Origin of the sequence: Nocardioides lentus, assembly GCF_039529515.1 — a bacterium.
GTDB lineage: Bacteria > Actinomycetota > Actinomycetes > Propionibacteriales > Nocardioidaceae > Nocardioides > Nocardioides lentus.
This window is the reverse complement of the sequence record NZ_BAAAMY010000004.1, coordinates 93066-117426: the sequence shown is the minus strand read 5'-3', so window position 1 is coordinate 117426 and position 24361 is coordinate 93066. Positions and strand designations below refer to the sequence as shown.

The 24361-nt window shown below is 73.8% G+C and carries 27 protein-coding genes and 1 tRNA gene; 12 read left to right on the top strand and 16 right to left on the bottom strand.

The window, feature by feature from the left end:
• Positions 1-12: 12 nt before the first annotated feature.
• The 7 genes from ABD158_RS07350 to ABD158_RS07320 all read left to right on the top strand — a co-directional run bounded on the left by ABD158_RS07350 (position 13) and on the right by ABD158_RS07320 (position 7010).
• A complete protein-coding gene (locus ABD158_RS07350) occupies positions 13-867 on the top strand; it encodes an alpha/beta fold hydrolase (RefSeq protein WP_344005665.1) in 855 nt (284 codons plus the stop codon).
• A complete protein-coding gene (locus tag ABD158_RS07345; protein ID WP_344005663.1) occupies positions 864-1568 on the top strand; it encodes an NADPH-dependent F420 reductase in 705 nt (234 codons plus the stop codon). The genes ABD158_RS07350 and ABD158_RS07345 overlap by 4 nt, the downstream gene beginning before the upstream one ends.
• 82 nt (positions 1569-1650) lie before the next feature.
• The gene (locus ABD158_RS07340) at positions 1651-2763 is read left to right on the top strand and encodes a glycosyltransferase family 2 protein (protein ID WP_344005661.1); all 1113 of its coding nucleotides are present in this window, start codon (positions 1651-1653) and stop codon (positions 2761-2763) included.
• Positions 2763-3122 carry a hypothetical protein gene (locus tag ABD158_RS07335; RefSeq protein ID WP_344005659.1) on the top strand — a complete coding sequence of 120 codons (360 nt, stop codon included), beginning with the start codon at positions 2763-2765 and terminating at the stop codon, positions 3120-3122. Before ABD158_RS07340 ends, ABD158_RS07335 begins: the two co-directional genes overlap by 1 nt.
• Before the next feature lie 99 nt (positions 3123-3221).
• Positions 3222-4478, top strand: a complete 1257-nt coding sequence (locus ABD158_RS07330) for a GAF domain-containing sensor histidine kinase (RefSeq protein WP_344005657.1) — start codon at positions 3222-3224, stop codon at positions 4476-4478.
• 110 nt (positions 4479-4588) lie between these two features.
• On the top strand, positions 4589-5557 hold the full coding sequence (locus ABD158_RS07325; RefSeq protein ID WP_344005655.1) for an MsnO8 family LLM class oxidoreductase: 969 nt from the start codon (positions 4589-4591) through the stop codon (positions 5555-5557).
• Positions 5558-5693: 136 nt separating this feature from the next.
• Complete coding sequence (locus ABD158_RS07320; protein WP_344005653.1) at positions 5694-7010, top strand: cytochrome P450; 1317 nt, start codon at positions 5694-5696, stop codon at positions 7008-7010.
• 10 nt (positions 7011-7020) lie between these two features.
• On the opposite strand, the gene ABD158_RS07315 is transcribed toward ABD158_RS07320, so the two are convergent.
• Positions 7021-8097: an MBL fold metallo-hydrolase gene (locus ABD158_RS07315; RefSeq protein ID WP_344005651.1), complete on the bottom strand. Its 1077-nt coding sequence runs from the start codon at positions 8095-8097 to the stop codon at positions 7021-7023.
• A 77-nt stretch (positions 8098-8174) separates the two neighbouring features.
• On the opposite strand from ABD158_RS07315, the gene ABD158_RS07310 reads away from it, so the two are divergent.
• On the top strand, positions 8175-8471 hold the full coding sequence (locus tag ABD158_RS07310) for a hypothetical protein (protein ID WP_344005649.1): 297 nt from the start codon (positions 8175-8177) through the stop codon (positions 8469-8471).
• Here ABD158_RS07310 and ABD158_RS07305 read toward each other — a convergent pair.
• Positions 8468-9595, bottom strand: coding sequence for a DUF1963 domain-containing protein (locus ABD158_RS07305; RefSeq protein ID WP_344005647.1), 1128 nt, complete (start codon positions 9593-9595; stop codon positions 8468-8470). The genes ABD158_RS07310 and ABD158_RS07305 overlap by 4 nt on opposite strands.
• A gap of 59 nt (positions 9596-9654) precedes the next feature.
• On the opposite strand from ABD158_RS07305, the gene ABD158_RS07300 reads away from it, so the two are divergent.
• Positions 9655-10005, top strand: coding sequence for an FCD domain-containing protein (locus ABD158_RS07300; protein ID WP_344005645.1), 351 nt, complete (start codon positions 9655-9657; stop codon positions 10003-10005).
• A gap of 144 nt (positions 10006-10149) precedes the next feature.
• Here the strand turns inward: ABD158_RS07300 and ABD158_RS07295 are convergent, their stop codons facing one another.
• Positions 10150-10368 carry a hypothetical protein gene (locus tag ABD158_RS07295; RefSeq protein ID WP_344005643.1) on the bottom strand — a complete coding sequence of 73 codons (219 nt, stop codon included), beginning with the start codon at positions 10366-10368 and terminating at the stop codon, positions 10150-10152.
• Positions 10369-10781: 413 nt separating this feature from the next.
• Between ABD158_RS07295 and ABD158_RS07290 the strand changes: the two genes are divergently transcribed.
• The gene (locus ABD158_RS07290) at positions 10782-11396 is read left to right on the top strand and encodes a hypothetical protein (protein ID WP_344005641.1); all 615 of its coding nucleotides are present in this window, start codon (positions 10782-10784) and stop codon (positions 11394-11396) included.
• Between the two features lie 251 nt (positions 11397-11647).
• Here the strand turns inward: ABD158_RS07290 and ABD158_RS07285 are convergent, their stop codons facing one another.
• The 6 genes from ABD158_RS07285 to ABD158_RS07260 all read right to left on the bottom strand — a co-directional run bounded on the left by ABD158_RS07285 (position 11648) and on the right by ABD158_RS07260 (position 13826).
• Positions 11648-11818, bottom strand: a complete 171-nt coding sequence (locus ABD158_RS07285) for a hypothetical protein (RefSeq protein ID WP_344005639.1) — start codon at positions 11816-11818, stop codon at positions 11648-11650.
• Between the two features lie 271 nt (positions 11819-12089).
• Positions 12090-12296: a hypothetical protein gene (locus ABD158_RS07280; protein WP_344005637.1), complete on the bottom strand. Its 207-nt coding sequence runs from the start codon at positions 12294-12296 to the stop codon at positions 12090-12092.
• A gap of 20 nt (positions 12297-12316) precedes the next feature.
• On the bottom strand, positions 12317-12625 hold the full coding sequence (locus tag ABD158_RS07275; protein WP_344005635.1) for a DUF3263 domain-containing protein: 309 nt from the start codon (positions 12623-12625) through the stop codon (positions 12317-12319).
• 34 nt (positions 12626-12659) lie between these two features.
• Positions 12660-13307, bottom strand: coding sequence for a hypothetical protein (locus ABD158_RS07270; protein ID WP_344005634.1), 648 nt, complete (start codon positions 13305-13307; stop codon positions 12660-12662).
• A 157-nt stretch (positions 13308-13464) separates the two neighbouring features.
• Positions 13465-13537 (bottom strand) — tRNA-Thr (locus ABD158_RS07265).
• A gap of 82 nt (positions 13538-13619) precedes the next feature.
• Complete coding sequence (locus ABD158_RS07260; protein ID WP_344005632.1) at positions 13620-13826, bottom strand: hypothetical protein; 207 nt, start codon at positions 13824-13826, stop codon at positions 13620-13622.
• 119 nt (positions 13827-13945) lie between these two features.
• On the opposite strand from ABD158_RS07260, the gene ABD158_RS07255 reads away from it, so the two are divergent.
• Together ABD158_RS07255 and ABD158_RS07250 are read left to right on the top strand one after the other, a co-directional pair.
• Positions 13946-14863, top strand: a complete 918-nt coding sequence (locus ABD158_RS07255; protein ID WP_344005630.1) for a LysR family transcriptional regulator — start codon at positions 13946-13948, stop codon at positions 14861-14863.
• A gap of 93 nt (positions 14864-14956) precedes the next feature.
• Complete coding sequence (locus tag ABD158_RS07250; protein WP_344005628.1) at positions 14957-16300, top strand: LLM class flavin-dependent oxidoreductase; 1344 nt, start codon at positions 14957-14959, stop codon at positions 16298-16300.
• Positions 16301-16365: 65 nt separating this feature from the next.
• Here ABD158_RS07250 and ABD158_RS07245 read toward each other — a convergent pair whose 3' ends face one another.
• The 7 genes from ABD158_RS07245 to rhaS all read right to left on the bottom strand — a co-directional run bounded on the left by ABD158_RS07245 (position 16366) and on the right by rhaS (position 24315).
• Positions 16366-17619, bottom strand: a complete 1254-nt coding sequence (locus ABD158_RS07245) for an alpha-hydroxy acid oxidase (protein WP_344005626.1) — start codon at positions 17617-17619, stop codon at positions 16366-16368.
• Between the two features lie 73 nt (positions 17620-17692).
• On the bottom strand, positions 17693-17905 hold the full coding sequence (locus ABD158_RS07240) for a response regulator transcription factor (RefSeq protein ID WP_344005624.1): 213 nt from the start codon (positions 17903-17905) through the stop codon (positions 17693-17695).
• Positions 17902-19374 carry a rhamnulokinase gene (locus ABD158_RS07235; protein WP_344005622.1) on the bottom strand — a complete coding sequence of 491 codons (1473 nt, stop codon included), beginning with the start codon at positions 19372-19374 and terminating at the stop codon, positions 17902-17904. The genes ABD158_RS07240 and ABD158_RS07235 overlap by 4 nt, the downstream gene beginning before the upstream one ends.
• 2 nt (positions 19375-19376) lie before the next feature.
• Positions 19377-21413 (bottom strand): bifunctional aldolase/short-chain dehydrogenase, encoded by a 2037-nt coding sequence (locus ABD158_RS07230; protein ID WP_344005620.1) that lies wholly within the window; start codon positions 21411-21413, stop codon positions 19377-19379.
• 69 nt (positions 21414-21482) lie between these two features.
• Positions 21483-22673 (bottom strand): L-rhamnose isomerase, encoded by a 1191-nt coding sequence (gene rhaI / locus ABD158_RS07225; RefSeq protein ID WP_344005618.1) that lies wholly within the window; start codon positions 22671-22673, stop codon positions 21483-21485.
• An 11-nt stretch (positions 22674-22684) separates the two neighbouring features.
• Positions 22685-23047 (bottom strand): L-rhamnose mutarotase, encoded by a 363-nt coding sequence (locus ABD158_RS07220; protein ID WP_344005616.1) that lies wholly within the window; start codon positions 23045-23047, stop codon positions 22685-22687.
• 206 nt (positions 23048-23253) lie between these two features.
• The gene (gene rhaS, locus ABD158_RS07215) at positions 23254-24315 is read right to left on the bottom strand and encodes a rhamnose ABC transporter substrate-binding protein (protein WP_344005614.1); all 1062 of its coding nucleotides are present in this window, start codon (positions 24313-24315) and stop codon (positions 23254-23256) included.
• Positions 24316-24361: the final 46 nt, after the last annotated feature.

Here is a 24361-nt window from a genome sequence, read left to right as displayed (position 1 = left end):
CCAGGAGGACCGATGCTGGCACTCGAGCGGAGCGGGTCGGGAGGTCCCGTGCTGTGCCTGCACGGCTGGCCGGGTGGCGCCTCGGACTACCGGCTGCTGACGCCGCTGCTGACCGACGTCGCCGACGTGGTGGTGCCGCACCTGCCGGGTTTCGGCCGGTCCTTCTCGCCGGAGGACGCCGCGCGGCCGGCCTCCGACTTCGACCGCGACCACCTGGTGGCCGCGCTCGTCGAGGTCCTCGACGGGCTCTCGCTCGACCCGGTCGTCGTCGTCGGCTACGACGTGGGCGTGACCACGGCCGTCGCGCTGGCCCGCGCCGTGCCGGACCGCGTCCGGGCGGTCGTCACGGGCAACCTGCTCGGTCCCTCGGCGCTCGCGCCGGCCGTGCTCGACCCGCGTCGCCGGGCGGAGTACTGGTACCAGGACTTCCACCAGCTCGAGCTGAGCGCGCGGCTGGTCGACGGCGACCCCGCCGCGGTGCGCACCTACCTGGAGCACTTCTGGTCGCACTGGGGCTCACGGCCCGAGGCCGCCCTCGAGGACGCGCTCGTCGAGGACTTCGCCCGTCCGGGGGCGTTCAGGACCTCGCTGGGCTGGTACCGCTCCGGCTCCTCGACCCTGTACGCCGCGCTCGCGCTGGCCGAGGGTGGGCCCGCGCCGACGCCGGTCGAGGTGCCGGCGACCGTCCTGTGGGGTGCGGAGGACCCGCTCTTCCCGCCGGAGCACGCCGACTCGGCGAGCGAGCTGCTGCCGGCTGCCGACGTGCGGGTGCTCGACGGCGTGGGCCACTTCACGCCGCTCGAGGCCGCGCCCGAGATGGCGTCCGCCGTCCGCGCGCACCTGGGCGCGGCTACCGTTCCCGCGTGAACGACACCGACACCGCGCGGACGCGGCTGGGGATCCTGGGGGCCGGCAAGGTCGGCACCGTGCTCGCGCGCCTCGCGGCCGCTGCGGGGTACGACGTCCTGGTCGCCGGCTCCGGACCGGCCGAGAGGATCGCGCTGACGATCGAGGTCCTCGCGCCCGGCGCCCGGGCGGTCTCCGGCGAGGAGGTGGCCGCGGGCAGCGACGTGGTGGTGCTGGCCCTGCCGCTGGGCAAGCACACGAGCGTCCCCGCCGAGAGCCTCGAGGGGCTGCTGGTCGTCGACGCCATGAACTTCTGGTGGGAGGTCGACGGCGAGCGGGACGACCTCCGCGACCCCCGCACGTCGTCCAGCGAGATCGTCCAGCGCCACCTGTCGGGCTCGCGCGTGGTCAAGGCCTTCAACCACATGGGCTACCACGACCTCGACGAGAGCCCCCGCCCCTCCGGCGCGCCCGACCGCAAGGCCATCGCCGTCGCCGGGGACGACCCGGAGGACGTCGCCGTCGTCGCGCGGCTCGTCGACGACCTCGGCTTCGACCCCGTCGAGGCCGGGCGCCTCGCCGACGGGGTCCGCCTCGAGCCCGGGACCGAGCCGTTCGGCGCGAGCGTCCCCTCCGACGAGCTGCGCGCGATGATCGAGCGCTTCGCCGACTCCGCGCGCGGTCGCGAGGTCCTCGTGGCGCGTCGGTCGCTCCCGACGTAACGGATCGTCCCCCACGCGGCAGGTCCGTCCCGGGGTCGCGCCGCGGCCCCTCGACCGACCGCCGACCGAGGGGAGCCACCGGGTGACGCCCGACCAGCAGGTCGCGACCGCGCCGGAACCGACCGCCGCGACCGCGCCGCGACCGACGCCCGCGCACCGCCGCGCGACGCCGGCCGACGACCTGACCGTGATCGTGCCGGCCTACGACGAGGCCGAGTCCATCGCCGACACCGTCCGCAGCATCCTGGGGCAGAGCACGCCCCCGGCGCGGGTGGTCGTCGTGGACGACTTCTCCACCGACGGCACCGGTGACCTCGCGCGCGCCGCGGGCGCCCAGGTGCTGCGTCCCGACGCCAACACGGGCTCGAAGGCCGGCGCGCAGAACGTCGCGCTGGCGCTCGTCGAGACCCGCTACGTCATGGCCATCGACGCCGACACCACCCTCGCGCCGGACGCCGTCGAGCTCCTGATGGCGCCGCTCGCGGCCGACGAGTCCGTGGTCGCCGCGTGCGGGTTCGTGGTGCCGCGCCACGTGCGCAGCACGTGGGAGCGCGGCCGCTACGTCGAGTACCTGCTGTCGTTCACCTTCTACAAGCCGACGCAGGACCACTTCGGCGCGCCGCTGATCTCCTCGGGCTGCTTCTCGGCCTACCGCACCGACGCCCTGCGCGCCGCGGGCGGCTGGTCGGAGCGCACCCGCGCCGAGGACATGGACCTGACCTGGACCTTCCACCAGGCCGGTCAGCGGGTGCGGTTCGTGCCGGAGGCGGTCTGCTACCCGATCGAGCCCCACGACCTCGCCTTCATGCGCACGCAGCTGAAGCGGTGGTCCCACGGCTTCGTGCAGAACGTCGCGCTGCACTGGCAGGGCGTCGTGCGGCTGCCGTTCCTCGGCACCGCGGTGGCGGTCGCGATGGTCGACGCCGTGGTGGCATCGCTGGTCTACCTGGTGGTGCTGCCGTTGCTGGCCGTCCTCGTGACCCCCTGGGTCCTGCTCGCCTACGTCGTCGACGTGCCGGCCGTGCTCGTGCCGGTGCTCCTCGCCGCCCGACGCCGCGGCGAGGTCGGGCGCGCGTTGCTGTCGATCCCGGCGTTCCTGGTGCTGCGGATCGTCAACGGCGTCGCCATGCTGGAGGCGCTGGTCACCGAGGTGCTCCTGCGCCGGCCGCTGCAGGTCTACGAGAAGGGGCACTGATGAACGCCGGGATGCCGGGCACCGGCCTCGGCGGCCTGTTCTACGTGGTGCTGGCGCTGTCCATGCCGCTGCTCGAGGTCGTCCGCACCGTGCAGGGCCGCAGCAGCCGTGAGCGGTGGCGGCTCGCCCTGACCCAGGCGAGCATCGCCCTGGGCGTGGTCGCCGCGACCGTGGCCGTGGTCCTCGGCGCCCAGCGGGTCGTGCCGGGCGCCGCCGGGGCCGGGGCCGTCGCGCTGCTCGCCCCGCTGGTCGCGCTGGGGGTGCTCGCCGCGCTCGCGGCGGTGGTCGGGGTGTGGGGGGCCTGGGCCCGGCACCGCCACGGGCCCGTGCCCGCGGCTGCGTCCGCCGGCGACGCCTGACCTCACCGGGAGCCGCGGTGCCGCGCGCTCGCCTACAGTGGCCGCGGGCACTGCGAGGTCGTGCTCCTCGGGCACGTCGAGGGCAGGCATGGGGGACGCGTGGTGGGCGAGGTGGACGACACCGGCCGGGACGAGGGCGAGGCGCGGCGCCAGCGCGCCCTGCGCACCTACGACCTGCTCGACGAGCACCACCCCTCGCGTGCCGAGATCCGAGGGCTGGTCGCCCTGGCCGCCACGGCGTCGGGGGTGCCGATGGCGGTCATCAACCTCCTCACTGAGGACGAGCAGCACCAGGTGGAGGCCGTCGGCTTCACCGGCGGGGTCTCGCCGCGCTCGGAGTCGATGTGCGCCCTGGTGGTGGACGAGCCGGAGCCGGTCGTCCTCGCCGACGCCCGTACCGACGCCCGGTTCGCCGACAACGTCTGGGTGACCGGTCCCACCGCGGTGCGGTTCTACGCCAGCTTCCAGCTGACCACCCCCGGGAACGTCGCGATCGGGACCCTGTGCCTGTTCGACGACAGCCCGCGCGAGCTGCTGGACCAGCACCGCGTCCTGCTGACGCTGCTCGCCGACCATGTGACCGACGTGCTCGAGCTCGAGCTGCAGTCGCGGCGGTGGCGGGCCTCCGCGCGCCGGCTGGAGGAGGCGAACGCCCGGCTCGTCGACTTCACCGCGACGGTCAGCCACGACCTGCGTGGCCCGCTGGCCACGGTGCGGATGGCCCTCGAGATGCTCGAGGAGCAGCAGGAGGCCCTCTTCCCCGCTTCGACGGGCGAGGCGTTCGGCACGCGCGACCTCCTCGGCCGGGCCCGCCGTTCGGCCGAGCGCATGACCGCGACCATCTCGCACCTGCTCGCCGAGCCCCGGCTGACCGGCGGCGAGGAGCTGCGCGCCACGTCCTGGCGCCCGGTGGCCGCCGAGGCCGTGGAGGACCTGGGGCACGAGCTGGACGCCCTCGAGGTCCGGGTGGACCCGACCGACGCCCTCGTCTGCTGCCGACCGGTGGGGCTGCGCCTCGTGCTGCAGAACCTGCTCGCCAACGCCGCCCGGTACGCCGGGCCCACCGACCCCCGCATCGAGCTGCGGTGGCAGCAGGCCGGCGGGCACGGGGAGGTCCTGGTGGTGGACCACGGCCCCGGCGTGGCCCCCGCGGACCGGCACCGCATCTTCGCGCCCCGCGAGCGGGGCGGACCCGGCGTCCACACCGGTGCCGGGGCCACCGTGGCCCACGACGGCGGTCGCGGGCTCGGACTCGCCACCAGCCACCGCCTGGTCACCGAGATGGGCGGTCGTCTCGAGCTGCGGGAGACCCCCGGCGGCGGCGCGACCTTCGCGGTCTGCCTGCCCGACCCGTGACCCCCGGTGACCGTCGGCAGGTCGGCACAGCCACGTGGTGAGCCCGCACCGGCCGGTGAAGCGCGCGGCCACCGGGGAAGGTCGCGTGGCCGACCGTCGTTGACGGGGGCGTGAGGCTGTCCCTGCTCGACCGCACCCGCACCCGTGCCGGGGAGTCCGACGCGGCGGCCGTCGCCGCGACCGTCGACCGGGCCGTGCACGCCGAGGCGGCGGGGTACGACCGCTTCTGGGTGGCGGAGCACCACGCGGTGCCGGGCATCGCATCCGGCGCCCCGCCCGTGCTGCTGGCGGCGGTCGGGGCGCGCACGAGCCGCCTGCGGATCGGCTCCGGCGGCGTGATGCTGCCGCTCCACCAGCCCCTGGTGGTGGCCGAGCAGTTCCTGCTGCTCGAGGCCCTCCACCCGGGCCGGGTCGACCTCGGCCTGGGCCGCTCGCTCGGCTTCACCCCGCCGGTACGACGGGCCCTGCGCCGCGAGGACCAGGAGGCGTCCGACTTCGAGACCGACCTGGTCGAGCTGCGCGGCCTGCTGGCCGGCACCGGCGAGGTCACGGCGCGGCCGGCCGTGGCGGGCGGCGTGCCGATGCACGTGCTCGCCGTGCGGCACGGCGTCGAGGTCGCGGCCCGGCTGGGCCTGCCGGTGGTTCTCGGCGGCCCGGACCTCGCCTCCGAGGAGACGGCCCGGTCGCTGGCGGACTACCGCCGCACGTTCCGGCCGTGGGAGGGCAGTGCGCCGTCGGTGACGATCTCCCTCGACGTCACCGTGGCCGACGACGACGCCGGCGCCCGCGAGCTCGCCCTGCCGGAGGCGTGGGCGGCGGCCCAGGCGCGCCGGACCGGGGAGTTCGGCCCGCTGCAGCCGGTGGCGACCATCCGCGACCAGCCGTGGCCCGCTCAGGTGCGCGCCCGCGTGGAGCGGTCGCTCGACCGGGCCCTCGCCGGAGGTCCGGCGCTCGTGCGGCGCCGGCTCGAGCAGCTGGTGGAGCGCACCGGCGCCGACGAGCTGCTGGCCAGCACCTCGACGTACGACGTCGACGCGCTGCGCGCCTCCGACCGGATGCTGCGCGACCTGGTGGCCTGAGGCCACCCAGGGCCGACGCGTCCCCGGTCGTGGGCGAGACTGGGTGGCTCCACCACCCGGATCGTGCGGAGGTCTGATGAGTCGCACAGCCCCGCCCCCGGCGAGGCCGGCGGTCCCCGGTCCGAGCGGCGGGGACATGCTCCGCGCCGTGGCGGGGATCCGTCGTGACCCGATCGCGTTCCTCACCCGGGTCACCGACCGCCACGGCGACGTCGTCGCCTTCCCGGTGCCGGGGCCGCCCGCGCTCCTGCTCAACGACCCCGAGGACGTCACCCGCGTGCTGCGCACGGCGTCCCGCTCGTGGACGAAGGACACCCGCCAGTGGGCCGCGCTGACCGAGGTCGTCGGTCCGGGCCTGCTGGCCTCCGACCAGCCCGCCTGGATCACGCGCCGACGCGCGGCCGCCCCGGCCTTCCACCACGAGCGCCTCCAGGCGCTCGGTGCCGACGTCGCCGCTGCGGCGGACGACGCGATCGCAACCCACCTGGGCGCCGACGACCCACGGGTCGCGGCCGGGGAGACCGTCGACGTCGCCGCGCTCACCCACCGGATCGGGCTCGACGTCGTGGGCCGCCTGCTGTTCTCCCAGGACCTCTCGGGCCACGCGCGGTCCGTCCTGCGGGCCTCCAGCGCCGGCTCCGACGCCATCGTCCGCTACGGGCAGTCCATGGTCCCGCTCCCCCGGTGGGTGCCGACGCCCGCCCACCTCCGGCTCCGCGGCGCGCGCCGCCGGCTCACCGCGACCACGGCGACGATCATCGACGAGCGTCGCGCGGCCACCGACGCGCGCGGCGGCCCGTCGTACGGCGAGGACCTGCTGGGGCTGCTGCTCGACGCCGGGCTGACCGACTCCGAGGTCGGCGACGAGCTGGCGACCATGGTCGTCGCCGGCCACGAGACCGTCGCGGCCGCCCTGACGTGGACCCTGATGCTGCTGGCCGAGCACCCCGAGGTCCAGGAGCAGGTGGCGACCGAGGTCGCCGCGCTGCCGGGGCCGCCCCCGCTGATCGGCGGCGCGCAGGCCCTCCCGTGGACGCGGGCCGCGATCGACGAGGCCCTGCGCCTGTACCCGCCGGCCTGGGTGCTGTCGCGTCGCGCCCGGGAGCCCGTCACCCTCGCCGGGCGGGAGTTCGGTGCCGGCACGCTCGTCATCATCAGCCCCTACGTGCTCCAGCGGCGCCCGCAGCACTGGCCCGACCCGCTGCGGTTCGACCCGAGCCGCTTCCTCGGTCGCTCGACGCGCCACCCGGCGTACGTGCCCTTCGGCGACGGCCCGCGGCTGTGCATCGGACGCGAGCTCGCGCTGGGCGAGATGGTCGTGGTCCTGGCGCGACTGCTGAGCCGCTTCCGGGTCGAGGTGCCGCCCGGCTGGGTGCGCCCGCCGTACGAGATCGGCGCTGCGATCCACCCCCGCGGCGGCATGCCGCTCGTGCTGCGCGAGCGCGTCGGCTGAGCGCCCGGCCTCAGCGCGGTCGCGAGTAGACGGCGACCCCGTCGGCGTCGTCCCGCACGAGGTCGCCGCGCGCGGCGAGCAGCTCGAGGTGGGCGCGGGTCTCCATCGTCGCCAGCCCGGCGTCGAAGGTGTCGAGCTCCGCCAGCGCGCGCTCGTGGCGGGTCCACGGCAGCACCGCGGCCACGTCGTACGCCGTGCTGCCGGGCGCACCCCGACCGGGGACCGCCGCCGCGCAGGCCACCAGCCGCTGCTCGTGGTGGGCCAGCAGCTCGTCGACCCGGGCGTGGCTGGAGTCGGTCACGGGACCGTGGGCCGGGAGCAGCCGCAGGTCGGGCAGGTGCCTCACGCGGGCGAGGGAGGTCAGGAAGTCACCGAGCGGGTTCGCGACCGGGGCGGGCTCGAAGCCGATCGACGGGGTGATGGTGGGCAGCACGTGGTCCCCGGCGAACAGCAGGCCGGCGCCCCGGTCGGCGAACACGACGTGCCCGCGGGTGTGGCCCGGGGTCGGGACGACGTCGAGCTCGCGGCTGCCGACCCCCACGGTCTGCCCGTCGTCGAGCCAGGTGTCCGGGTGGCCCCACTCGGCGAGGTCGAGCCGGAGGTGCTCGCTGCGACGACCCCACTCCCGCGCGAGCGCGGGCGCCCCGCACCGGCCGAGCACGGCCACCGTCCCCCCACCCGCCGGCACCTCGCCGCCGGCGACGCCGCGGATCGCGTCGAGGTTGGGCCGCTCCCCCGCCCCGAGGGCGACCGCGGCGCCGACCTCGCGGGCGAGGACCGTCGCGAGCGTGTAGTGGTCGCGGTGCACGTGGGTCACCAGGAAGCGGGTGACGTCGCGAATCCCGGCGCCGAGCGCCGTGAGGCCCGCCTCGAGCTGCCGGCGGGCGGCCTCGACGGCCCAGCCGCCGTCGACCAGCACCAGGCCCTCCTCGGACTCGAGCACGTAGACGTTGACCGCGCGCAGGGCGTCGTTCGGCAGCGGCAGCGGGATCCGGTGCACCCCCGGGGCGGCCGGCCACGCGCCTGGCTCGCTCCACGGGGCGCCGGAGTCGGGTGAGACCGCGCGCGCGGTCGACGGGGCAGGCACCGACCGATACTCGCACCGGCGCGGACGACGTCCGCTCCCCACTACGCTGCTCACGCCATGGACAGCCGAGGAACGACGTGACCGCCAGCCGCGCGGCCCGCGAGCGCAGGGCCGCCGCCGAGGCCGGACCGCTGGCCCGGGTGCGGATCGACCTCGACGCCGAGCAGCAGTTCGTCTACAAGATCACCTGCACCGCCTGCACGACGAAGAAGGACCGACCGTGGTCGGCGTACCGCCCCGGCGACGACAACGGCTTCATGGCCGCGATGGACCGCTGGACCTTCCACCTCGTCGAGCAGCACCCGGACGCCGAGGCACCCTGCCTGGCCTACCTCCCCGCCGCCCAGGAGCGCCTGCACGCGCGTCGGGGCTAGGCGCCGGTCCGCACCACCGCCCAGGTCGAAGCGAAGCGGCCGGCCGTGAGATCCCTCGCCCGCATCCAGACCTCGAGGTGCCGCCGTCGGGCCTCGGCGCCGGCCCCTCCAGCCCCGGGCGGGAGCGGGCCGAGGTCGAGGTCGGCGTCGAGCAGGAGCACGTGGCGGTCGCCCGGGGCGAGCGGGAGCCGGAGCGCGAGCGTCGCGAGCAGCTCCGGGTGGTCGCCGCGCGCACGGCCGAAGCCGCGCAGCCGCGGGACCGGCGCGACCGGCTCGTACGCCTCGTGCCACGGGGTGAGGGCGTGCACGTCGGGGTCGGTCGCGTTGGCGCGAACAGCCACGAGGTCGAGCCAGCGCGCGGCCCGCGCGTGGCGCTCCGCGCGCTCGCCCGCCAGGCGCGATCCCGCGGGGCTCGGGCAGGTCGCCACGAGCTGGGGGTTCAGCGGGGTGATCCGGTCCACGGCCGCGGCGTCCGCCAGGACCATGTCGTCGACGTCGTCCACGAGCCGCACCAGCCAGGCGCCGGCGGAGGCGTCGTCCCACCCGTCCGAGCGCAGGTCGTGGAACACCTGGAGCACGCCGGTGTCCGGCAGCCCGGTCGACGGCCAGCGGTCGAGACCCTGGTTGACGGCCTCCGTGGCGAGATCGACCTGCAGGACGAAGTGCAGGGCCCGACCGTCCGACCCGACGGGCGGTCCCCACGCGTCCGGGGCTCGTCGCGGGACGCTCGGCGTCCCCCCGATCCACGACCCGGTCCAGCCGAGCGGGTCGGCACGGAACGCCGGGTCCGCGACCAGCTCGTGGTCCGTCGACAGCGCCAGCCCCACGGCGATCGGCAGCTCCGTCGCGGAGAGCCGGACCTCGGGGTGCGCGCGGAAACCCTCCGGGTCGGTCGAGGCACCCAACCCCGGCGGCAGGACCGCGCCCGCCAACCACCGCGCCAGCGGGGCGTCCCCGGCGGCCGCGAAGGCCAGCACGAGCTCCCGTCGTACGACGGGGTCCTCGGCCAGCGCGCGACGGGTGGCGGCGTACAGGCGCTCGGCGTCGCGGTCGAGCCGGCGCGCACCCGCCGACGGCGCCCGGGCGACCAGGTCCTGCCACTGCGTCACCAGGCTCGAGGTCACGGCGACATCCTGCTCGATCCGGCTGCCCACACGGGCCCCGCGTCGAGGGGAACGGCCGCATGGCAGCAGGTCATGGGCCTGAGTCGGCCGTGAGCGATCTCCACGCCGCTGCCGCGCGGCTCGACGACCCCGACCTGGCCTTCACCGAGCGCGTCGAGGCCGACCTGGCGTTCCACCTGCTGCTCTGCCGTCTGTCGGGCAACCCGATGCTCGTCGAGTCGTGGCAGCACCTCGAGGGACGGATCCGCGTCGCGATCATGAGCCACGACGCCGACCGCCTCCCCGCGATCATGTCGCGTGAGCGGCACGCGGTGATCGCGGACGGCATCGCCGGCGACGACGAGGCAGCCGTCGTGCTCACCGTCGAGCGGCACATGGACGTCGCTGCGCGGGTCTACGCCGGCGGCTGACGGGACGCGGGGGACCGCGCAGGTCGGCGCACTGGCGCTCGGCACCCTCCGCCCAGCAGCCGGGCGCTGCACAGGTCCGGATCGGCCGGGCCGCCGTGGTGGCGACGCGGTCGTCGGGGTGCCGCGCCGGGCCCCCACCGGCCACTACGAGATGTCCAGGCCGGTCTTCTGCAGGATCAACCGGGCGGCGCTGTTGCGGGCCACGTCCTTGCGGGAGTCGGACAGCGGCTCGGCGATGGTCGCCGAGCCCTCGGGGCCCGTGACCTTCATCTTCCCGGGGCCGGCGCGCTCGACCTCACCCCCGGCCCGGTTGATCTTCTTCACCAGGTCCCGGGCAGCGGAGGAGCGCCAGCGTTCAGCCATCCGTGCACCCTACGTCGGCGTGTCCGCGCGGTGCGGACCGCGAGGGCCGGCGCGGGCCGTCCGCGCGAGCGTCGGACCTGCGCGTCCTGGGGTGGCCCAGGGGAGCGAGCAGGAGCCCGGCGGGACCCGTACGGGCTCGGAACGGTCCGGCGGCATCGGGCCCTCACGTGCAGATCTGTCCCGGCCACGGACGAGAACGGCGCCGACCGCATCGCAGCAGGTCAAGGGCCGTGGTGGAGCCGCCTGTCGGAATCGAATCGACGACCTTCTCATCGCGGGTGTCGGCAAGCCCCACCAAGCCGAATCACGGCACTCGTGCTCGACAAGGCTTTGACCTAGGGAAACGCGGGTCCGTCTAGTCACCGACCGACCCGCAGGGCGAGGGCACCTTCGACGCAGCGGTCACCAACGGGTTGCTCGCCATCGCGTCGGCCGCGATCCCCGGGCATATATCGGCGAACACCACCGGGTTCATGCCGTCGGCGAGCAAGATACTCGACGATTTGGTCGACGAGTTCGGTGCGATCTCAGGCGTAGCGGAGGTGCCGACCGGCGAGGAGGCACACGACCTCAACCACCTCGGGATGCTTGTCGGCCTCGGCCACGAGCTCAAGATCGCGATCAACGTCGACCATCTCCGCGAGGCGCTAGAGCGAACCCAGCTGGCCCGTCACGGAAGCGGCCCGGGCGAACAGCTCACGGACGCTGACCTTCAAGCGCTTTCCGAACTCGACGCCCACCCGGCCCTTCGATCCCTTGGCGACCGCCAGAACGACCAGGCCTGGACGCGCGGCGACATCGACAACGACGTCGAGATGGACCGAGCTCTCGAGATCTTGAGTTTGCTCGACGACGACGACATCAAGGCGCGAGTCGGGGCGGCCGAGCGCTACAGGCCCGACTACGACGACCCTCGTCAGATGCAGGACTGCCCCGTGTGTGGTCACCAGACGCTGGCGCCCACCGGCAGTGATGGCTTCGGGTACGGCCACACCGCTGGAACATGCGTGGTCTGCACCTACCGTTGAAGTGAGCATGCGAAGTACTTGCTCGATCTAGAAGACGAGTGGGAGTTCCGGTGGAGGGACGCCTGACTGCGCGAGAGAACGGCGAGGCGCAGGTCTTCCTGCTGAAGACCTTGTTCGATGACGGACCACGCACCCGTCAATTCACGCATGCCGTCATTTCGCCGCGGTCATGCGCGCGATCCTGCTGAAGCTCACCCCATCAGATTGCGGGCCCGGTCGCTGGAATTGAAAGGTCTGACGCCGGACGGACGTCAGGCCTTCGACGCGGACGGCTTGTTGTCCGAACGAGCTTCGGCCTGGCGGGCCTGCTGGGCGAGCAAGGGCACCATCCGGGCCACCGACGCAGCGCTGACCGAGGGGGTGCCCCGGTCCCTCGGCTGCGGTCGCCGCGTCAGATCGCCGGCGTCGAGCAGGGCCTTCACCTCCCTGTCGAGCAGCCAAGCAGTCGGGCGGCCTCGACCTGCGTCACCCACCCTCGCCGTCACCCACGCAAGAGAGCCCACGCCAGCATCGCGAGGCCCACCACGAAGCAGACCGTGGTGAGCGAGGTGGAAGCGACCATGACGACCAAGTTCGCCGTCGACGGCGTGGGCCCGGCTAGAGCAGCGGCCGCTATCCCGGGCAACACACACAGTCCCGAGAGCACCAAGAACCCGAAACCGCGGCGGACGGTCACTCCCATGCGACAGCACCCTAGGCCGAGCGGAGCATCGCCGCACGGATCCACGTCGTCTCGACGCCGCCGGTGTGCGCGAACGCGACCAGGCCCTCCCACCGGGGCTTCCCTCGCCGGTCCTCGACGCGGGGCCACTCGAGCAGCAGCCCGATCAGCGGCGGCTGCGGGTGGGTGATCGACTGGTCCCGGTAGTACCAGACGTGCGCGGGCAGAATGACGGCCACAGCCGTGACCGTAGCGACGCTCAGGAGCGTCGGACACCTCGACGCGTGTCACGGATCCGCCGCAGCCGCCTCACCAGCTGCGCGTCGTTCACCTCAGCCGCGGGCGATTCGAGGAGCTCGGCGAGGATCTGGGCGTACCGGATCTCGGACAACCCGAACAGCTGCCGGATCGCGGCCGGCTTCCCTGACCCGTAGAGCGCCCGCTCGCGGCTGTTCAGCACCGCCGACGCCTGGCCGAGCGACCGGGGCGCCCCGAACGGCTGCCGCTCGAACTCGAGGACCGCGATCTGCTGGTCCGTCAACGTCCCCACGTCCGTCTTCGTGCTCATGGCCGCGACGCTACGACCGGCCGCCGAGAGCCGGTCAGCCGATGTCGCCACGCTCCGCTGAGGAAGCCAGCCCCGCGCTCGTCCTGCTCGCGCCACCGTCGCCGCGCTCCGGCGGCAGCCACTCTGCGACGGTCTCGCCGAGCGGCCGGTAGACGATGCTCGCGATCTTGGTGCCTTCCGGCACCTCGGTGACGATCCAGCCCTTGAGGCACCGGTCGGTCGTCAGCGTGACGTTTTCCGGGAACTTCGGGGTCGGGAAGTCGTCGTAGCTCGAGCCGGAACCGCCGTACTCCTGCCCGCCCGGGGTCACGACCGACCACTCCCCGCTGTACGACGAGTAGGCGTCGGGGGTGTCCTCGGTCATGCACTGCTCGAGCCGCAGGCCCACGTAGACGTTCCCCGGGGTGAACGGCTCGCGGTAGGCGGCCGGTGGGTAGGGGTAGCGGACCTTCTCGAGCGTCATGTCGATCGACATGCCGTCGCGCGTCTCGCCGAACGACAACGCCCGATCGCCGACGTTCGGCGCGAACGGGTCCTCCTCCGCCTCGGCGCTGCTGGCCGAGTCGCTCGGCTCCATCGGCGACGTCGCGGGCCGCTCCTCGGCCTGACCGTCGGTGTCGCCTCCGCAGCCGGCGAGCAGGAGCGCAACTGCCGCAAGTGCACTGAGGCGCGTCGTCTTCATCGTTCCCCCATGTGGTCTTGGGACCAGGATCGTAGGCCGGTACGCGGGGCTCAGCGAGCACAAGGCGCCCAGGAAGGCCACCGGGCCGACGGTTGCCGGGGAACGGCAACGGCCCTGATCTGCGAGTCGCTGCAGGTCAGGGCCGGTGTGGTGTGAGAGCCGCCTGTCGGAATCGAACCGACGACCTTCTCATTACGAGTGAGACGCTCTACCGACTGAGCTAAGGCGGCGCGTCCAGGCGTACGGCGGGTGGCCGGGCGCGCTGCGACGCGGGGAACTATACGGACACCCCGGGCGCGGGGTGAAACCGGCTCAGGCGGCGACGAGGCCCCGGTCCCCGGCGGCGATGTCGGCCGTCGTCCGGGTGGCCGTCACGTCGGCGAGCAGCGCGGTCTGGTCCTCGCCGCACCAGCAGGTGAAGGACACCTCGATGCCGTCGGCGACCTCGGTCGACCGGGCGACCTGGCTGAAGAACATGAGCTGCCGGCGCGAGCAGGCGGAGCAGTGGTGGGTGAACATCGGCGGACCTCCCTGGGTCTGATCGGTTACTCGTACAGCATTCAATCTGCCCGATCGCATCCCATAGGGGTAGCCTCACTTTCCTTGACGAGCCCCAGGATCTGCCTAGGAGTGTGACCGTGCTCTCGCTGCATCAGCTGCGGTGCTTCCTCTCGACCTACGAGCACGGCTCCCTCACCGGCGCCGCGGACGCGCTCGGCTACGCCCAGCCGTCGGTGTCGGAGCAGATCCGCTCCCTCGAGCGCTCGGTCGGGGCGCAGCTGTTCCGCCGCGTCGGGCGCGGCGTCGTGCCGACGACGGTGGCCGACGAGCTGCGGCCCCACGCGGAGCGCACGCTGGCCGCGGCCGACGACGCGCTGCGCGCCGTACGGTCCGCGGCGCGGCTGGAGACCGGCACCATCCGGTTCGGGATGTTCGGCACCGCGCGGTTGTACGCCGGGGCCGACCTCGTCGCCGACGTGCTGGAGCGCCACCCCGGGGTCCGCGTGGAGCTGGTCGGGCAGAACTCCTCCGAGGTCTTCGACGAGCTGCGCCGCGGACGGCTGGAGGCCGCGATGATCGCCGTGCCGTCGGTGAGCACCGACGCCATGGCCGTCACCCCGGTCGCGCGCGACGAGCTGGTCTACATCTCCGCCGACCCCGAGCACGTCGCCTCCCCGGTGACCGCCCAGCGGCTGTCGCGGGCCTCGCTGGTCATGGCCGAGGCGACGTGGGCCGCGGAGGACTCGACCCGGATCGTGCTGCGCCGGATGCTGCAGGAGACCGGCCGCAACCCGGTCTCGCGCATCGAGGTCGAGGACGTCGAGACCGCCGTCGAGCTCGTCGGGCGCGGGCTGGCCGACTCGATCGTGCCGCGCGGCGTCGTCGACCAGCTGCTCCCCCGCCTCGCCCCCGCGGCGGGCTGGGTGTCGCTGCGCCCGCGCCAGTACGACACGCTCGCCATCGTCCACCGCGCCGGCGCGACCCTCTCCCCCGCGGCCCGGCTCATGATCGAGCTGGCCACCGCCCGGATCGTCGCGCTGACCGAGAAGTACTGAGCCCGAGGACCGCATCGTGGCGGTCGGCGGCGAGGACACACTGGTGGCCTATTGTCGATTAACCCAGTCCAGTTACTCGGCAAGGAGAGACCCGTGCCCGACCAGATGCACCTCGGCGGCTTCATGATCGCCTCCAACGTCACGCACTCCCACGCCGCCTGGCGCCAGCCCGGCACGCAGCCCGACTTCCTCGACGCCGCCTACTACCAGCGGATCGGGCGGACGCTGGAGCGCGGCAAGTTCGACTTCGTCTTCTTCGCCGACCTCCTCGCGGTGCCCACCAACTACGGCGGCAGCCCCGACGAGGCGCTGCGGCGCGGCACCCAGGCCGCCGCGACCCTCGACCCGTCACTGGTCGCGAGCAGCATCGCGGCGGTCACCGACCGCCTCGGCGTCGCGATCACCAAGTCCACGACCTACTTCCACCCCTTCGAGCTGGCGCGCATCCTCGCGACGCTCGACCACCTCAGCAACGGCCGCGCCGCCTGGAACATCGTCACCTCCCTCAGCGAGGCGGAGGCCCGCAACTTCGGCCTGGAGAAGGTGCTCGACCACGACCTCCGCTACGACCGCGCGCAGGAGTTCGTCGAGACCGCCGTCGCCCTGTGGGACTCCTGGGACGCCGACGCGCTGGTGCAGGACAAGGCCTCCGGCCTGTTCGCCGACCCCGACAAGGTGCGCGCGCTCCACCACGACGGGCTGTTCTTCAAGACCGCCGGTCCGCTGCCCACCCCGCGGTCACCCCAGGGCCGGCCGGTGCTGATCCAGGCCGGGTCCTCGGAGAAGGGCAAGGACTTCGCCGCGCGGTGGGCCGAGGCGATCTTCGAGATCGACCCCACACCCGAGGGCCGCCGCGCCTACTACGACGACGTCAAGGACCGCGTCAGCGACCACGGCCGCGACCCGCGCCAGGTCAAGATCCTCCCCGCCGTGCTGCCCTTCGTCGGCGAGACCGAGTCGATCGCGCGCGAGAAGCAGGCGGTCCACCACGAGCTCGCCGACCCGATCTCCGGGCTGATGACGCTGTCGGTCCACACCAACCACGACTTCAGCCAGCACGACCTCGACTCGCCCGTCGAGGACCTCGAGGTCAGCGGCACCCAGGGGCTGTTCGACGTCGCCCGACGGCTCAGTCGACGCGACTCGCTCACGCTGCGCGACATCGGGAGGCTCTACGCGCAGGGCGTGCTGCTGCCGCAGGTCGTCGGCACGGCCTCGCAGGTCGCCGACCAGCTCGAGGAGTCCTTCCTGGGCGGCGAGGCCGACGGCTTCATGCTGTCGTGCGCCACCTCACCGGGCACCTTCGAGGACGTCGTCGACCAGGTCGTGCCGGAGCTGCAGCGCCGCGGTCTCTTCCGCACCGAGTACGCCGGCCGCACCCTGCGCGAGCACCTCGGGCTCGACGCCGCCGGCGAGCCGGCGTACGCGCGGGCCTGACGCACGTCGCCCGCCGGACCGTGGGGGTCCGGCGGGCGACGTCGGGTCACGGGTCGGCGGGTCGCTCAGCCCCGGACCCGGGGCTGGAGACGCTCCAGCTGGGTCACGTGGCCGGGCTCGAGCTCGTCGAGGCTGGTGACGCCGAGCAGGCGCATCGTGCGCTCGATCTGGCCCGACAGGATCTCGACCGTACGACGGACCCCGGCCTCACCGCCCGCCATGAGGCCGTAGAGGTAGGCGCGGCCGACCTCGGTGAAGTGGGCGCCGTGGGCGAGGGCGGCCACGATGTCCTGGCCCGACATGATGCCGCCGTCGATCCAGACCTCGAGCTCGGAGCCGACCTCCTTCACGACCTCGGGCAGCAGGTGGAACGGCACGGGCGCCCGGTCGAGCTGGCGACCGCCGTGGTTGGACAGGATCAGCCCGTCGACCCCGACGTCGGCGACCCGTCGCGCGTCGTGGACGGTCTGCACGCCCTTCACGACGACCTTCCCGGGCCACTGCGACTTGATCCAGGCCAGGTCCTCGATGCTCACCGTGGGGTCGAACATCGTGTCCAGCAGCTCGGCCACCGTGCCGGACCAGGAGTCGAGCGAGGCGAAGGCCAGCGGCTCGGTGGTGAGGAAGTTGATCCACCACGCCGGGCGCGGCACGGCGTTGGCGACCGTGCGCGGCGTCAGGGTGGGCGGGATGGTCATGCCGTTGCGCACGTCGCGCAGCCGGGCGCCGGCGACGGGCACGTCGACGGTGACCAGCAGCGTGTCGTAGCCGGCCTTCGCGGCGCGGTCGACCAGCGCCATCGAGCGGTCGCGGTCCTTCCACATGTAGAGCTGGAAGAAGTGCCGCCCGCCGGGTGCCGCCGCGGCGACGTCCTCGATGGAGGTGGTGCCCATGGTCGACAACGCGAACGGGATGCCCGCCTGCTGGGCGACGCGCGCCCCGGCCTTCTCGCCCTCGGTCTGCATCATCCGGGTGAATCCGGTCGGCGCGATGCCGAAGGGCATGGCGACGCGCGCGCCGAGCACCTCGCGGGAGGTGTCGACCTCGGAGACGTCGTGGAGCACCGAGGGGTGGAACTCGACGTCGGCGAACGCCTGCCGGGCGCGTGCGAGCGAGACCTCGCTCTCCGCGGCACCGTCGGTGTAGTCGAACGCGGCCTTCGGCGTGCGGCGCTTCGCGATCGTGCGCAGGTCCTCGATCGTCAGGGCGCGGGCGAGACGGCGCTCGGTCGCGGACCAGACGGGCTGCTTGAACTTCAGCAGCGGCGCCAGGTCGTGACGCTTGGGCAGCTGTCGCTGGATCTTGGGGCTGTCCGGCATGGTGTCGGCTCCTCGGGGTCGGTCTCGCGACGGTACCCGCACCCGGTCGGGGTCGGGGGTGGGCGGGAGGGGGTCAGATCAGGTCGTGGCGGGCGGCGAGCACGACGGCCTCGATGACCGTCCCCACGTCGAGGACGTCGCAGATCGAGCGCAGCCGGCGCCGCACCGTGCGCTCGGACACGTGCAGGCGCCGCGCGATCTCCGGGGCGGTGCGCCCGTCGGCGTACAGGCGCAGCAGGTCGACGTCGTCGGCGTCGAGCCGGGCCAGCCCCGCGGGCCGGGTCATCGCCCCCGGGAGCGCGCGGCCGACCGAACGGGCGGGTGGTGGGTGCGCAGCGGCTCCGTCCCGCGGACGGCGGCCCGCATCGTCGCCAGGTCGGCGTCGGGCCCGAAGGCGCCGAGCGCCCGCGCCTGGACCAGCACGTTGCCGGTCGCGGTCGCCTCGACGGGCCCGGCCACGACGGGGACGCCGGCCCGCGCGGCGAGCAGGTCGCACACCAGGGCGTTGCGGGCCCCGCCGCCGACGACGTGCACGACGGGCACGTCGCGCCCGGTCACCCGCGCCAGGTCCCCCAGCACCCGGGTGTACGCCGCGGCGAGCCCCTCGCAGACCATCCGCACGGTCGCGGCCGGCTCGGTCGGCACCCGCTCGCCGCGGGCGGTGAGCCAGGCCGCGACGGCGCCGGCCATGTCGTCGGGGGCGGTGAACGACGGGTCGTCGACGTCGAGGGCCGGCAGGTCGGCGGCGACCCGCTCGGGCAGGGCGGCCGCCGCGCCGAGCACGTCGGCGAGGTCGACGTCGCGGCCCGCGCGGCGCCAGGAGTCGAGCAGCCGCGAGAGGATCCAGGTGCCCATGACGTTGCGCAGCACCCGGAAGGTGCCGTCGACGCCCCGCTCGTGGGTCAGGTTGGCCGCACGCGCCGCCTCGAGGGGCGCCGGGCCGGTGGTCTCGACGCCGACCAGGCCCCACGTCCCCAGCGAGAGGTACGCCGCGCCCTCCGCCGACAGAGGGGTCCCGGCCACCGCGGAGGCGGTGTCGTGGGAGCCGACGGCGACCAGGTCGACCGCGTCCTCGAGGCCCGTCGCGGACCGGACGTGGCCCAGCAGGGGACCGAGCCTCTCGCCCGGGTCGACCAGCGGCGGGAGCACCCCGGCGGGGAGGCCGAGCCGCGTGCACAGCGCGGTGTCCCACTCGCCGTCGGCGAGGCCGAGCAGCCCGGTCGTCGAGGCGTTGGTCCGCTCGGCGACCCGCACCCCGCCGAGCCAGTGGCCCAGCAGGTCGGGCACCAGCAGCGCGGTGTCGGCCACCCCCAGCAGCGGACCCTCGGTGGCGAGCTGGAAGAGGGTGTTGAAGTCGAGGTGCTGCAGGCCGTTGCGGGCGTACAGCTCCTCGCGGCCCACCCGGGCGTGGACCGCGGCCACACCGCGCGCCGTCCGGGAGTCGCGGTAGGTGTACGGCGCGCCGAGCAGCCGCCCGCCGCGCAGCAGGCCGTAGTCGACCGCCCAGGAGTCGATGCCCACCGAGGCGGGCGCGTGGGCCGCGGCGAGCCGCAGGCCGACGAGCACCTCGGAGAACAGCCCCAGCAGGTCCCAGTGCAGGCCGTCGGGCAGCCGCACCGGGTCGTTGGCGAAGCGGTGCACCACCTCCAGCCCGACGCCCCCGCCGTCGGCGCCGCCGACCCGGCCGACCACGACGCGCCCGCTGGACGCGCCGAGGTCGACCGCGGCGACGGTGACGCCCGAGGACGTGCCCACGATCAGCGCAGGAACGCCGCGGCGACGCCGGCGTCGACGGGCACGTGGAGGCCGGTGGTGTGGGTCATGTCGGGACCGCAGAGCACGAACACCGCGTTGGCGATGTGGGCCGGCAGGACCTCGCGCTTGAGGATCGTGCGCTGGGCGTAGAACGCGCCCAGGTCCTTCTCCTCCACCCCGTAGACCGCGGCCCGGTTGGCGCCCCAGCCGCCGGCGAAGATGCCGGAGCCGGCGACGACGCCGTCGGGGTTCACGCCGTTGACCTTGATCTGGTGGGCACCGAGCTCGGCGGCGAGCAGCCGCACCTGGTGGGCCTGGTCGGCCTTGGCGGCGCCGTACGCGACGTTGTTGGGCCCGGCGAAGACCGAGTTCTTGGAGGAGATGTAGACGATGTCGCCGCCCATCCCCTGGGCGATCATCGCCTTCGCCGCGGCCTGCGCGACGAGGAAGGAGCCCTTGGCCATGACGTCGTGCTGCAGGTCCCAGTCGGCCTCGGTGGTCTCGAGCAGGGAGCGCGACAGCGACAGCCCGGCGTTGTTGACGACCAGGTCGACACCGCCGAACGCGAGCACCGCGGAGTCGACCATCGCCTGCACCGCGGCGGCGTCGGAGACGTCCACTCGCACCCCGACGGCGACGTCGGTGCTGCCGATCTCGGCGGCCGAGGCCTGGGCCTTCGCGAGGTCGAGGTCGGCGATGACGACGCACGCGCCCTCGGCGGCGAGCTTCTGCGCGGTCGCGAGGCCGATGCCCGACGCGGCGCCGGTCACGAGGGCGACGCGGGTGGCGAGCGGCTTGGGCTGCGGCATCCGCTGCAGCTTGGCCTCCTCGAGCGCCCAGTACTCGATGCGGAACTTCTCGGCCTCGTCGATCGGGGCGTACGTCGAGAGGCCCTCGGCGCCGCGCATCACGTTGATGGCGTTGACGTAGAACTCGCCGGCAACGCGGGCGGTCTGCTTGTCCTTGCCGAAGCTGAACATGCCGACGCCCGGCACCAGGACGATCAGCGGGTCCTTGCCGCGGATCGCGGGCGAGTCCTCGGTGGCGTGGCGGTCGTAGTAGCCCTGGTAGTCCTCGCGGTAGGCGACGGCCAGCTCGCGCAGCCGCGTCAGGCAGTCCTCGACCGAGGCCGTCGGCGGCAGGTCGAGCACGAGCGGCTTGACCTTGGTGCGCAGGAAGTGGTCGGGGCACGACGTGCCGAGCGCCGCCAGCCGGGGGTGCTCGGCGGCGGCGAGGAAGTCGAGGACCTCCGGCGAGTCGGTGAAGTGGCCGACCATCGGCCGGTCCGCGCCGGCGATGCCGCGGATGGTGGGCGCGAGGGCGGCGGCGCGGGCGCGGCGCTCGGGCTCGTCCAGCGCGCCGTACCCGTCGAGGGCGGGACCGAACGGCTCCGGCCTGCTGTGCTCCGCGATGTAGGCCGCGGCGGTGTCGATGATCCACAGCGAGTTGCGCTCGGACTCCTCCGAGGTGTCGCCCCACGCGGTGATCCCGTGGCCGCCGAGGATGCAGCCGACCGCCTGCGGGTGGCGCTCCTTGATCTCGGCGATGTCGAGACCGAGCTGGAAGCCGGGCCGGCGCCACGGCACCCACACCACCTTCTCGCCGAAGACCTTCTGCGTCAGCGCCTCGCCGTCGGCGGCGGTGGCGATCGCGATGCCGGAGTCGGGGTGGAGGTGGTCGACGTGCGCGGCGTCGACGAGGCCGTGCATGGCGGTGTCGATCGACGGGGCGGCGCCGCCCTTGCCGTGCAGGCAGTAGTCGAAGGCGGCGACCATCTCGTCCTCGCGCTCGACGCCGGGGTAGACGCCGACGAGCGCGCGCATCCGGTCCAGGCGCAGCGCGGCCAGGCCCTTCTCGGTGAGGGTGCCGAGGTCGCCCCCCGACCCCTTGACCCACACGAGCTCGACGTCCTCGCCGGTGACCGGGTCGCGGTCGGTGCCCTTGGCGGAGGTGTTGCCGCCGGCGTAGTTGGTGTTCTTGGCGTCGGCGCCCAGGCGGTTGGAGCGGGCGATCAGCTCGGCGGCTGTCGGGTTGGTCATGGTGCCTTCCGGTTCGGAGCGGGTGGGGACGGCGTGGACGCCGTGGGACGAGCGGGGGGGTGCGGCGGCTCAGGTCCAGGACATCTGGGTGCCGCCGACGCGGGTCGTCTCGAGCTCGGCCTGGTGACCGGACCCGGCGTACGCCCGCATCGGGTGGGCCGGCAGGCCGCGGCTCTCGCGCCAGGCGGCGAGGTCGGCGCGGACGTCGGTGGAGAAGGCGTCCATGAACACCTCGTGGGCGCCGAGGACGTCGCCGGCCTCCTGCGCGGCGAGCAGGGCGTCACGGTCGACGAGCAGCGCGCGGGCGGTCATCTCCTGCACGTTGAGCACCGAGCGGATCTGGCCGGGGATCTTCTGCTCGATGTTGTGGCACTGGTCGAGCATGAACGCGACCTCGGAGGTGCCGTCGGGGTTGGCGGGGCCGTAGCCGCCGCCCCGGATGACCTCGAAGAGGATCCGGAACAGCTGGAACGGGTCGGCCGCCCCGACGATCAGGTCGTCGTCGGCGTAGAAGCGGGAGTTGAAGTCGAACGAGCCGAGCTTGCCCAGGCGCAGCAGCTGCATGACGACGAACTCGATGTTGGTGCCGGGCGCGTGGTGACCGGTGTCGAGGCACACCACGGCGCGCTCGCCGAGCGCGCTGACCTGGGCGTACGACGTGCCCCAGTCCGGCACGTCGGTGTGGTAGAACGCCGGCTCGAAGAACTTGTACTCCAGCACGAGGCGCTGCTCGGGGCCGACGCGGTCGTAGATGGTGGCGAGGGACTCGGCGAGCCGGTCCTGGCGGCCGCGCAGGTCGGCCTGGCCCGGGTAGTTGCTGCCCTCGGCCAGCCAGATCTTGAGGTCGCGCGACCCGGTCGCGTCCATCACGTCGAGGCACTCGAAGTGGTGGTCGATCGCCTTCTGGCGGATCTTGGGGTCGGTGTGGGTCAGGGCGCCGAGCTTGTAGTCGTCGTCCTGGAACGTGTTGGAGTTGATGGTCCCCAGCGAGACCCCGAGGTCCTCGGCGTGGCGGCGCAGGGCGCCGAAGTCGTCGACGAGGTCCCACGGGATGTGGAGCGCGACGCTCGGGGCCAGGCCCGTGAAGCGGTGCACGGTCGCGGCGTCGGCGACCTTCTCCTCCACGGTGCGGGCGGTGCCCGGGCTCCCGAAGACCTTGAAGCGGGTGCCGGAGTTGCCGAAGGCCCACGAGGGCAGCTCGATGGCCTGGCCCTCCAGCTGGGGCGCGATCCTGGCGAAGGAGTCGGCGGAAGTGCTCATGGTGCGGTGCCTCACAGATCGGTGGTGGGAGGGGCGGCGGTGTCGGCGAGCTGGGTCTCCAGGTGGAAGACCTCCTCGAGGCGCACGAAGCCCTGGTCGGGGGCGCCCCCGTCGAGACCGACGAAGAACGGGGCCATCTCGGCCTGCCAGCGGGCGTTGACCTCGGTGGCGTCCATGGCGGCCTGGGCGGCGTCGAGGTCGTCGGTCTCGACGTAGCCGACCAGCAGGCCGTCGGCCCGCAGGTGCAGCGAGTAGTTGCGCCACCCGGTGGCGGCGAGGGCGGCGAGCATGTCCGGCCACACCGCGGCGTGGCGGTCGGCGTACTCGCCGAGGCGGTCGGGTCGTACCTGGAGCGTGAAGCACGCGCGCGTCATGGACCCGTCCTCCTCAGGTGGGTGGTGAGCGGTGGTGGGTGGTGAGCCGGGCGCCCGCCCGTACGGGGGTGCAGGCGGGCGCCCGGCGGCCGGTCGGTGGTGACGACTGCGCGGCTCACGGGGTCTCGACACGCCGGTCGCGGCTTCGTTCCTCAGCCGCGCGGCTCGCTCGACCACCATCAGCGCATCCGCTGGCGCGTCTGCGCTCAGAAGTCGAAGTCGTCGATGTTGGACTCGTCGAAGACGGTGGGCTCGCCGAGGACGACGACGCCGTCGGCGCCGACGGTGTACTCACCGAGGTCGCCCGCGGTGAAGGTGTCGCCCTCCTCGCCGCTGATGTCGCCGGCCGCCAGCGCGGAGGCGGCGTACGCGGAGAGGTAGCCGAGCTCCTCGGGGTTCCACAGGGCGAAGGCCTCGACGGTGCCGTCCTCGATGTACTCGCGCATCTGGTTGGGGGTGCCCAGGCCGGTCAGCGCGACCTCGCCCTGGAACTCCGAGGTCGACAGGTAGCGCGCCGCGGCGGCGATGCCGACGGTGGTCGGCGAGATGATGCCGGCGAGGTCCGGGTTGGACTGCAGCAGCGCGGCGGTCTCGTCGAACGACTTCTGGTCGTCGTCGTCGCCGTAGACGACGTCGACGAGCTCGATGTCGGGGTGGTTCTCCTCGAGCTCGGCCTCCATCAGCTCGATCCACTCGTTCTGGTTGGTCGCGTTGGCGGCCGCGGACAGGATGGCGACCTCGCCCTCGTCGCCGATCTGCTCGGCGACCAGGTCGACCTGGGCCTGCGCGATGCCCTCGGCGTCGGCCTGCGCGACGAAGACGTCGCGGTACTCCGGGTTGGTGTCGGAGTCCATGGTCACGACGGGGATGTCGATGTCGCGGGCCTGCTCGAGCGCGGAGCCGATGGCCTCCGGGTCGTTGGCGGACACGACGAGCGCGCCGGCCTGCTGCTGGGTGGCGGTGTTGATGAAGCTCACCTGGCTGTCGGGGGTGGCCTCGGTCGGGCCGACCTGCTCGAAGGTGCCGCCGAACTCCTCGGCGGCGCTCTCGCCACCGACCTGGGAGGCGTCGAAGTAGGGGTTGCCGAGGTTCTTCGGGATGAACGTGATGGCGAGATCCTCGCCGCCACCGCCGTCGCCCGAGCCGGAGCCGGAGCCGGAGTCGGACCCGCCGTCGGAGCCGCAGGCGGTGGCGGTGAGGGCCAGCGCGGTGAGCGTGGCGACGACGGTGAGGCCGGACCGCGAGCGGCGCGTGAGGGTGAAGGACATGGGGTGTTTCTCCTGTGGGTGGTGGGTGGAGCCGGGGTCGGGCGGG

What these genes read in the sequence shown, in the direction of transcription:
- ABD158_RS07350 (WP_344005665.1), top strand. Translation starts at nt 13, where the DNA reads ATGCTGGCACTCGAGCGGAGCGGGTCGGGAGGTCCCGTGCTGTGCCTG.
- ABD158_RS07335 (WP_344005659.1), top strand. Translation starts at nt 2,763, where the DNA reads ATGAACGCCGGGATGCCGGGCACCGGCCTCGGCGGCCTGTTCTACGTG.
- ABD158_RS07320 (WP_344005653.1), top strand. Translation starts at nt 5,694, where the DNA reads ATGCTCCGCGCCGTGGCGGGGATCCGTCGTGACCCGATCGCGTTCCTC.
- ABD158_RS07300 (WP_344005645.1), top strand. Translation starts at nt 9,655, where the DNA reads ATGGCAGCAGGTCATGGGCCTGAGTCGGCCGTGAGCGATCTCCACGCC.
- ABD158_RS07295 (WP_344005643.1), bottom strand. Translation starts at nt 10,368, where the DNA reads ATGGCTGAACGCTGGCGCTCCTCCGCTGCCCGGGACCTGGTGAAGAAG.
- ABD158_RS07275 (WP_344005635.1), bottom strand. Translation starts at nt 12,625, where the DNA reads ATGAGCACGAAGACGGACGTGGGGACGTTGACGGACCAGCAGATCGCG.
- ABD158_RS07270 (WP_344005634.1), bottom strand. Translation starts at nt 13,307, where the DNA reads ATGAAGACGACGCGCCTCAGTGCACTTGCGGCAGTTGCGCTCCTGCTC.
- ABD158_RS07260 (WP_344005632.1), bottom strand. Translation starts at nt 13,826, where the DNA reads ATGTTCACCCACCACTGCTCCGCCTGCTCGCGCCGGCAGCTCATGTTC.
- ABD158_RS07245 (WP_344005626.1), bottom strand. Translation starts at nt 17,619, where the DNA reads ATGCCGGACAGCCCCAAGATCCAGCGACAGCTGCCCAAGCGTCACGAC.
- ABD158_RS07240 (WP_344005624.1), bottom strand. Translation starts at nt 17,905, where the DNA reads ATGACCCGGCCCGCGGGGCTGGCCCGGCTCGACGCCGACGACGTCGAC.
- ABD158_RS07230 (WP_344005620.1), bottom strand. Translation starts at nt 21,413, where the DNA reads ATGACCAACCCGACAGCCGCCGAGCTGATCGCCCGCTCCAACCGCCTG.
- rhaI (WP_344005618.1), bottom strand. Translation starts at nt 22,673, where the DNA reads ATGAGCACTTCCGCCGACTCCTTCGCCAGGATCGCGCCCCAGCTGGAG.
- ABD158_RS07220 (WP_344005616.1), bottom strand. Translation starts at nt 23,047, where the DNA reads ATGACGCGCGCGTGCTTCACGCTCCAGGTACGACCCGACCGCCTCGGC.
- rhaS (WP_344005614.1), bottom strand. Translation starts at nt 24,315, where the DNA reads ATGTCCTTCACCCTCACGCGCCGCTCGCGGTCCGGCCTCACCGTCGTC.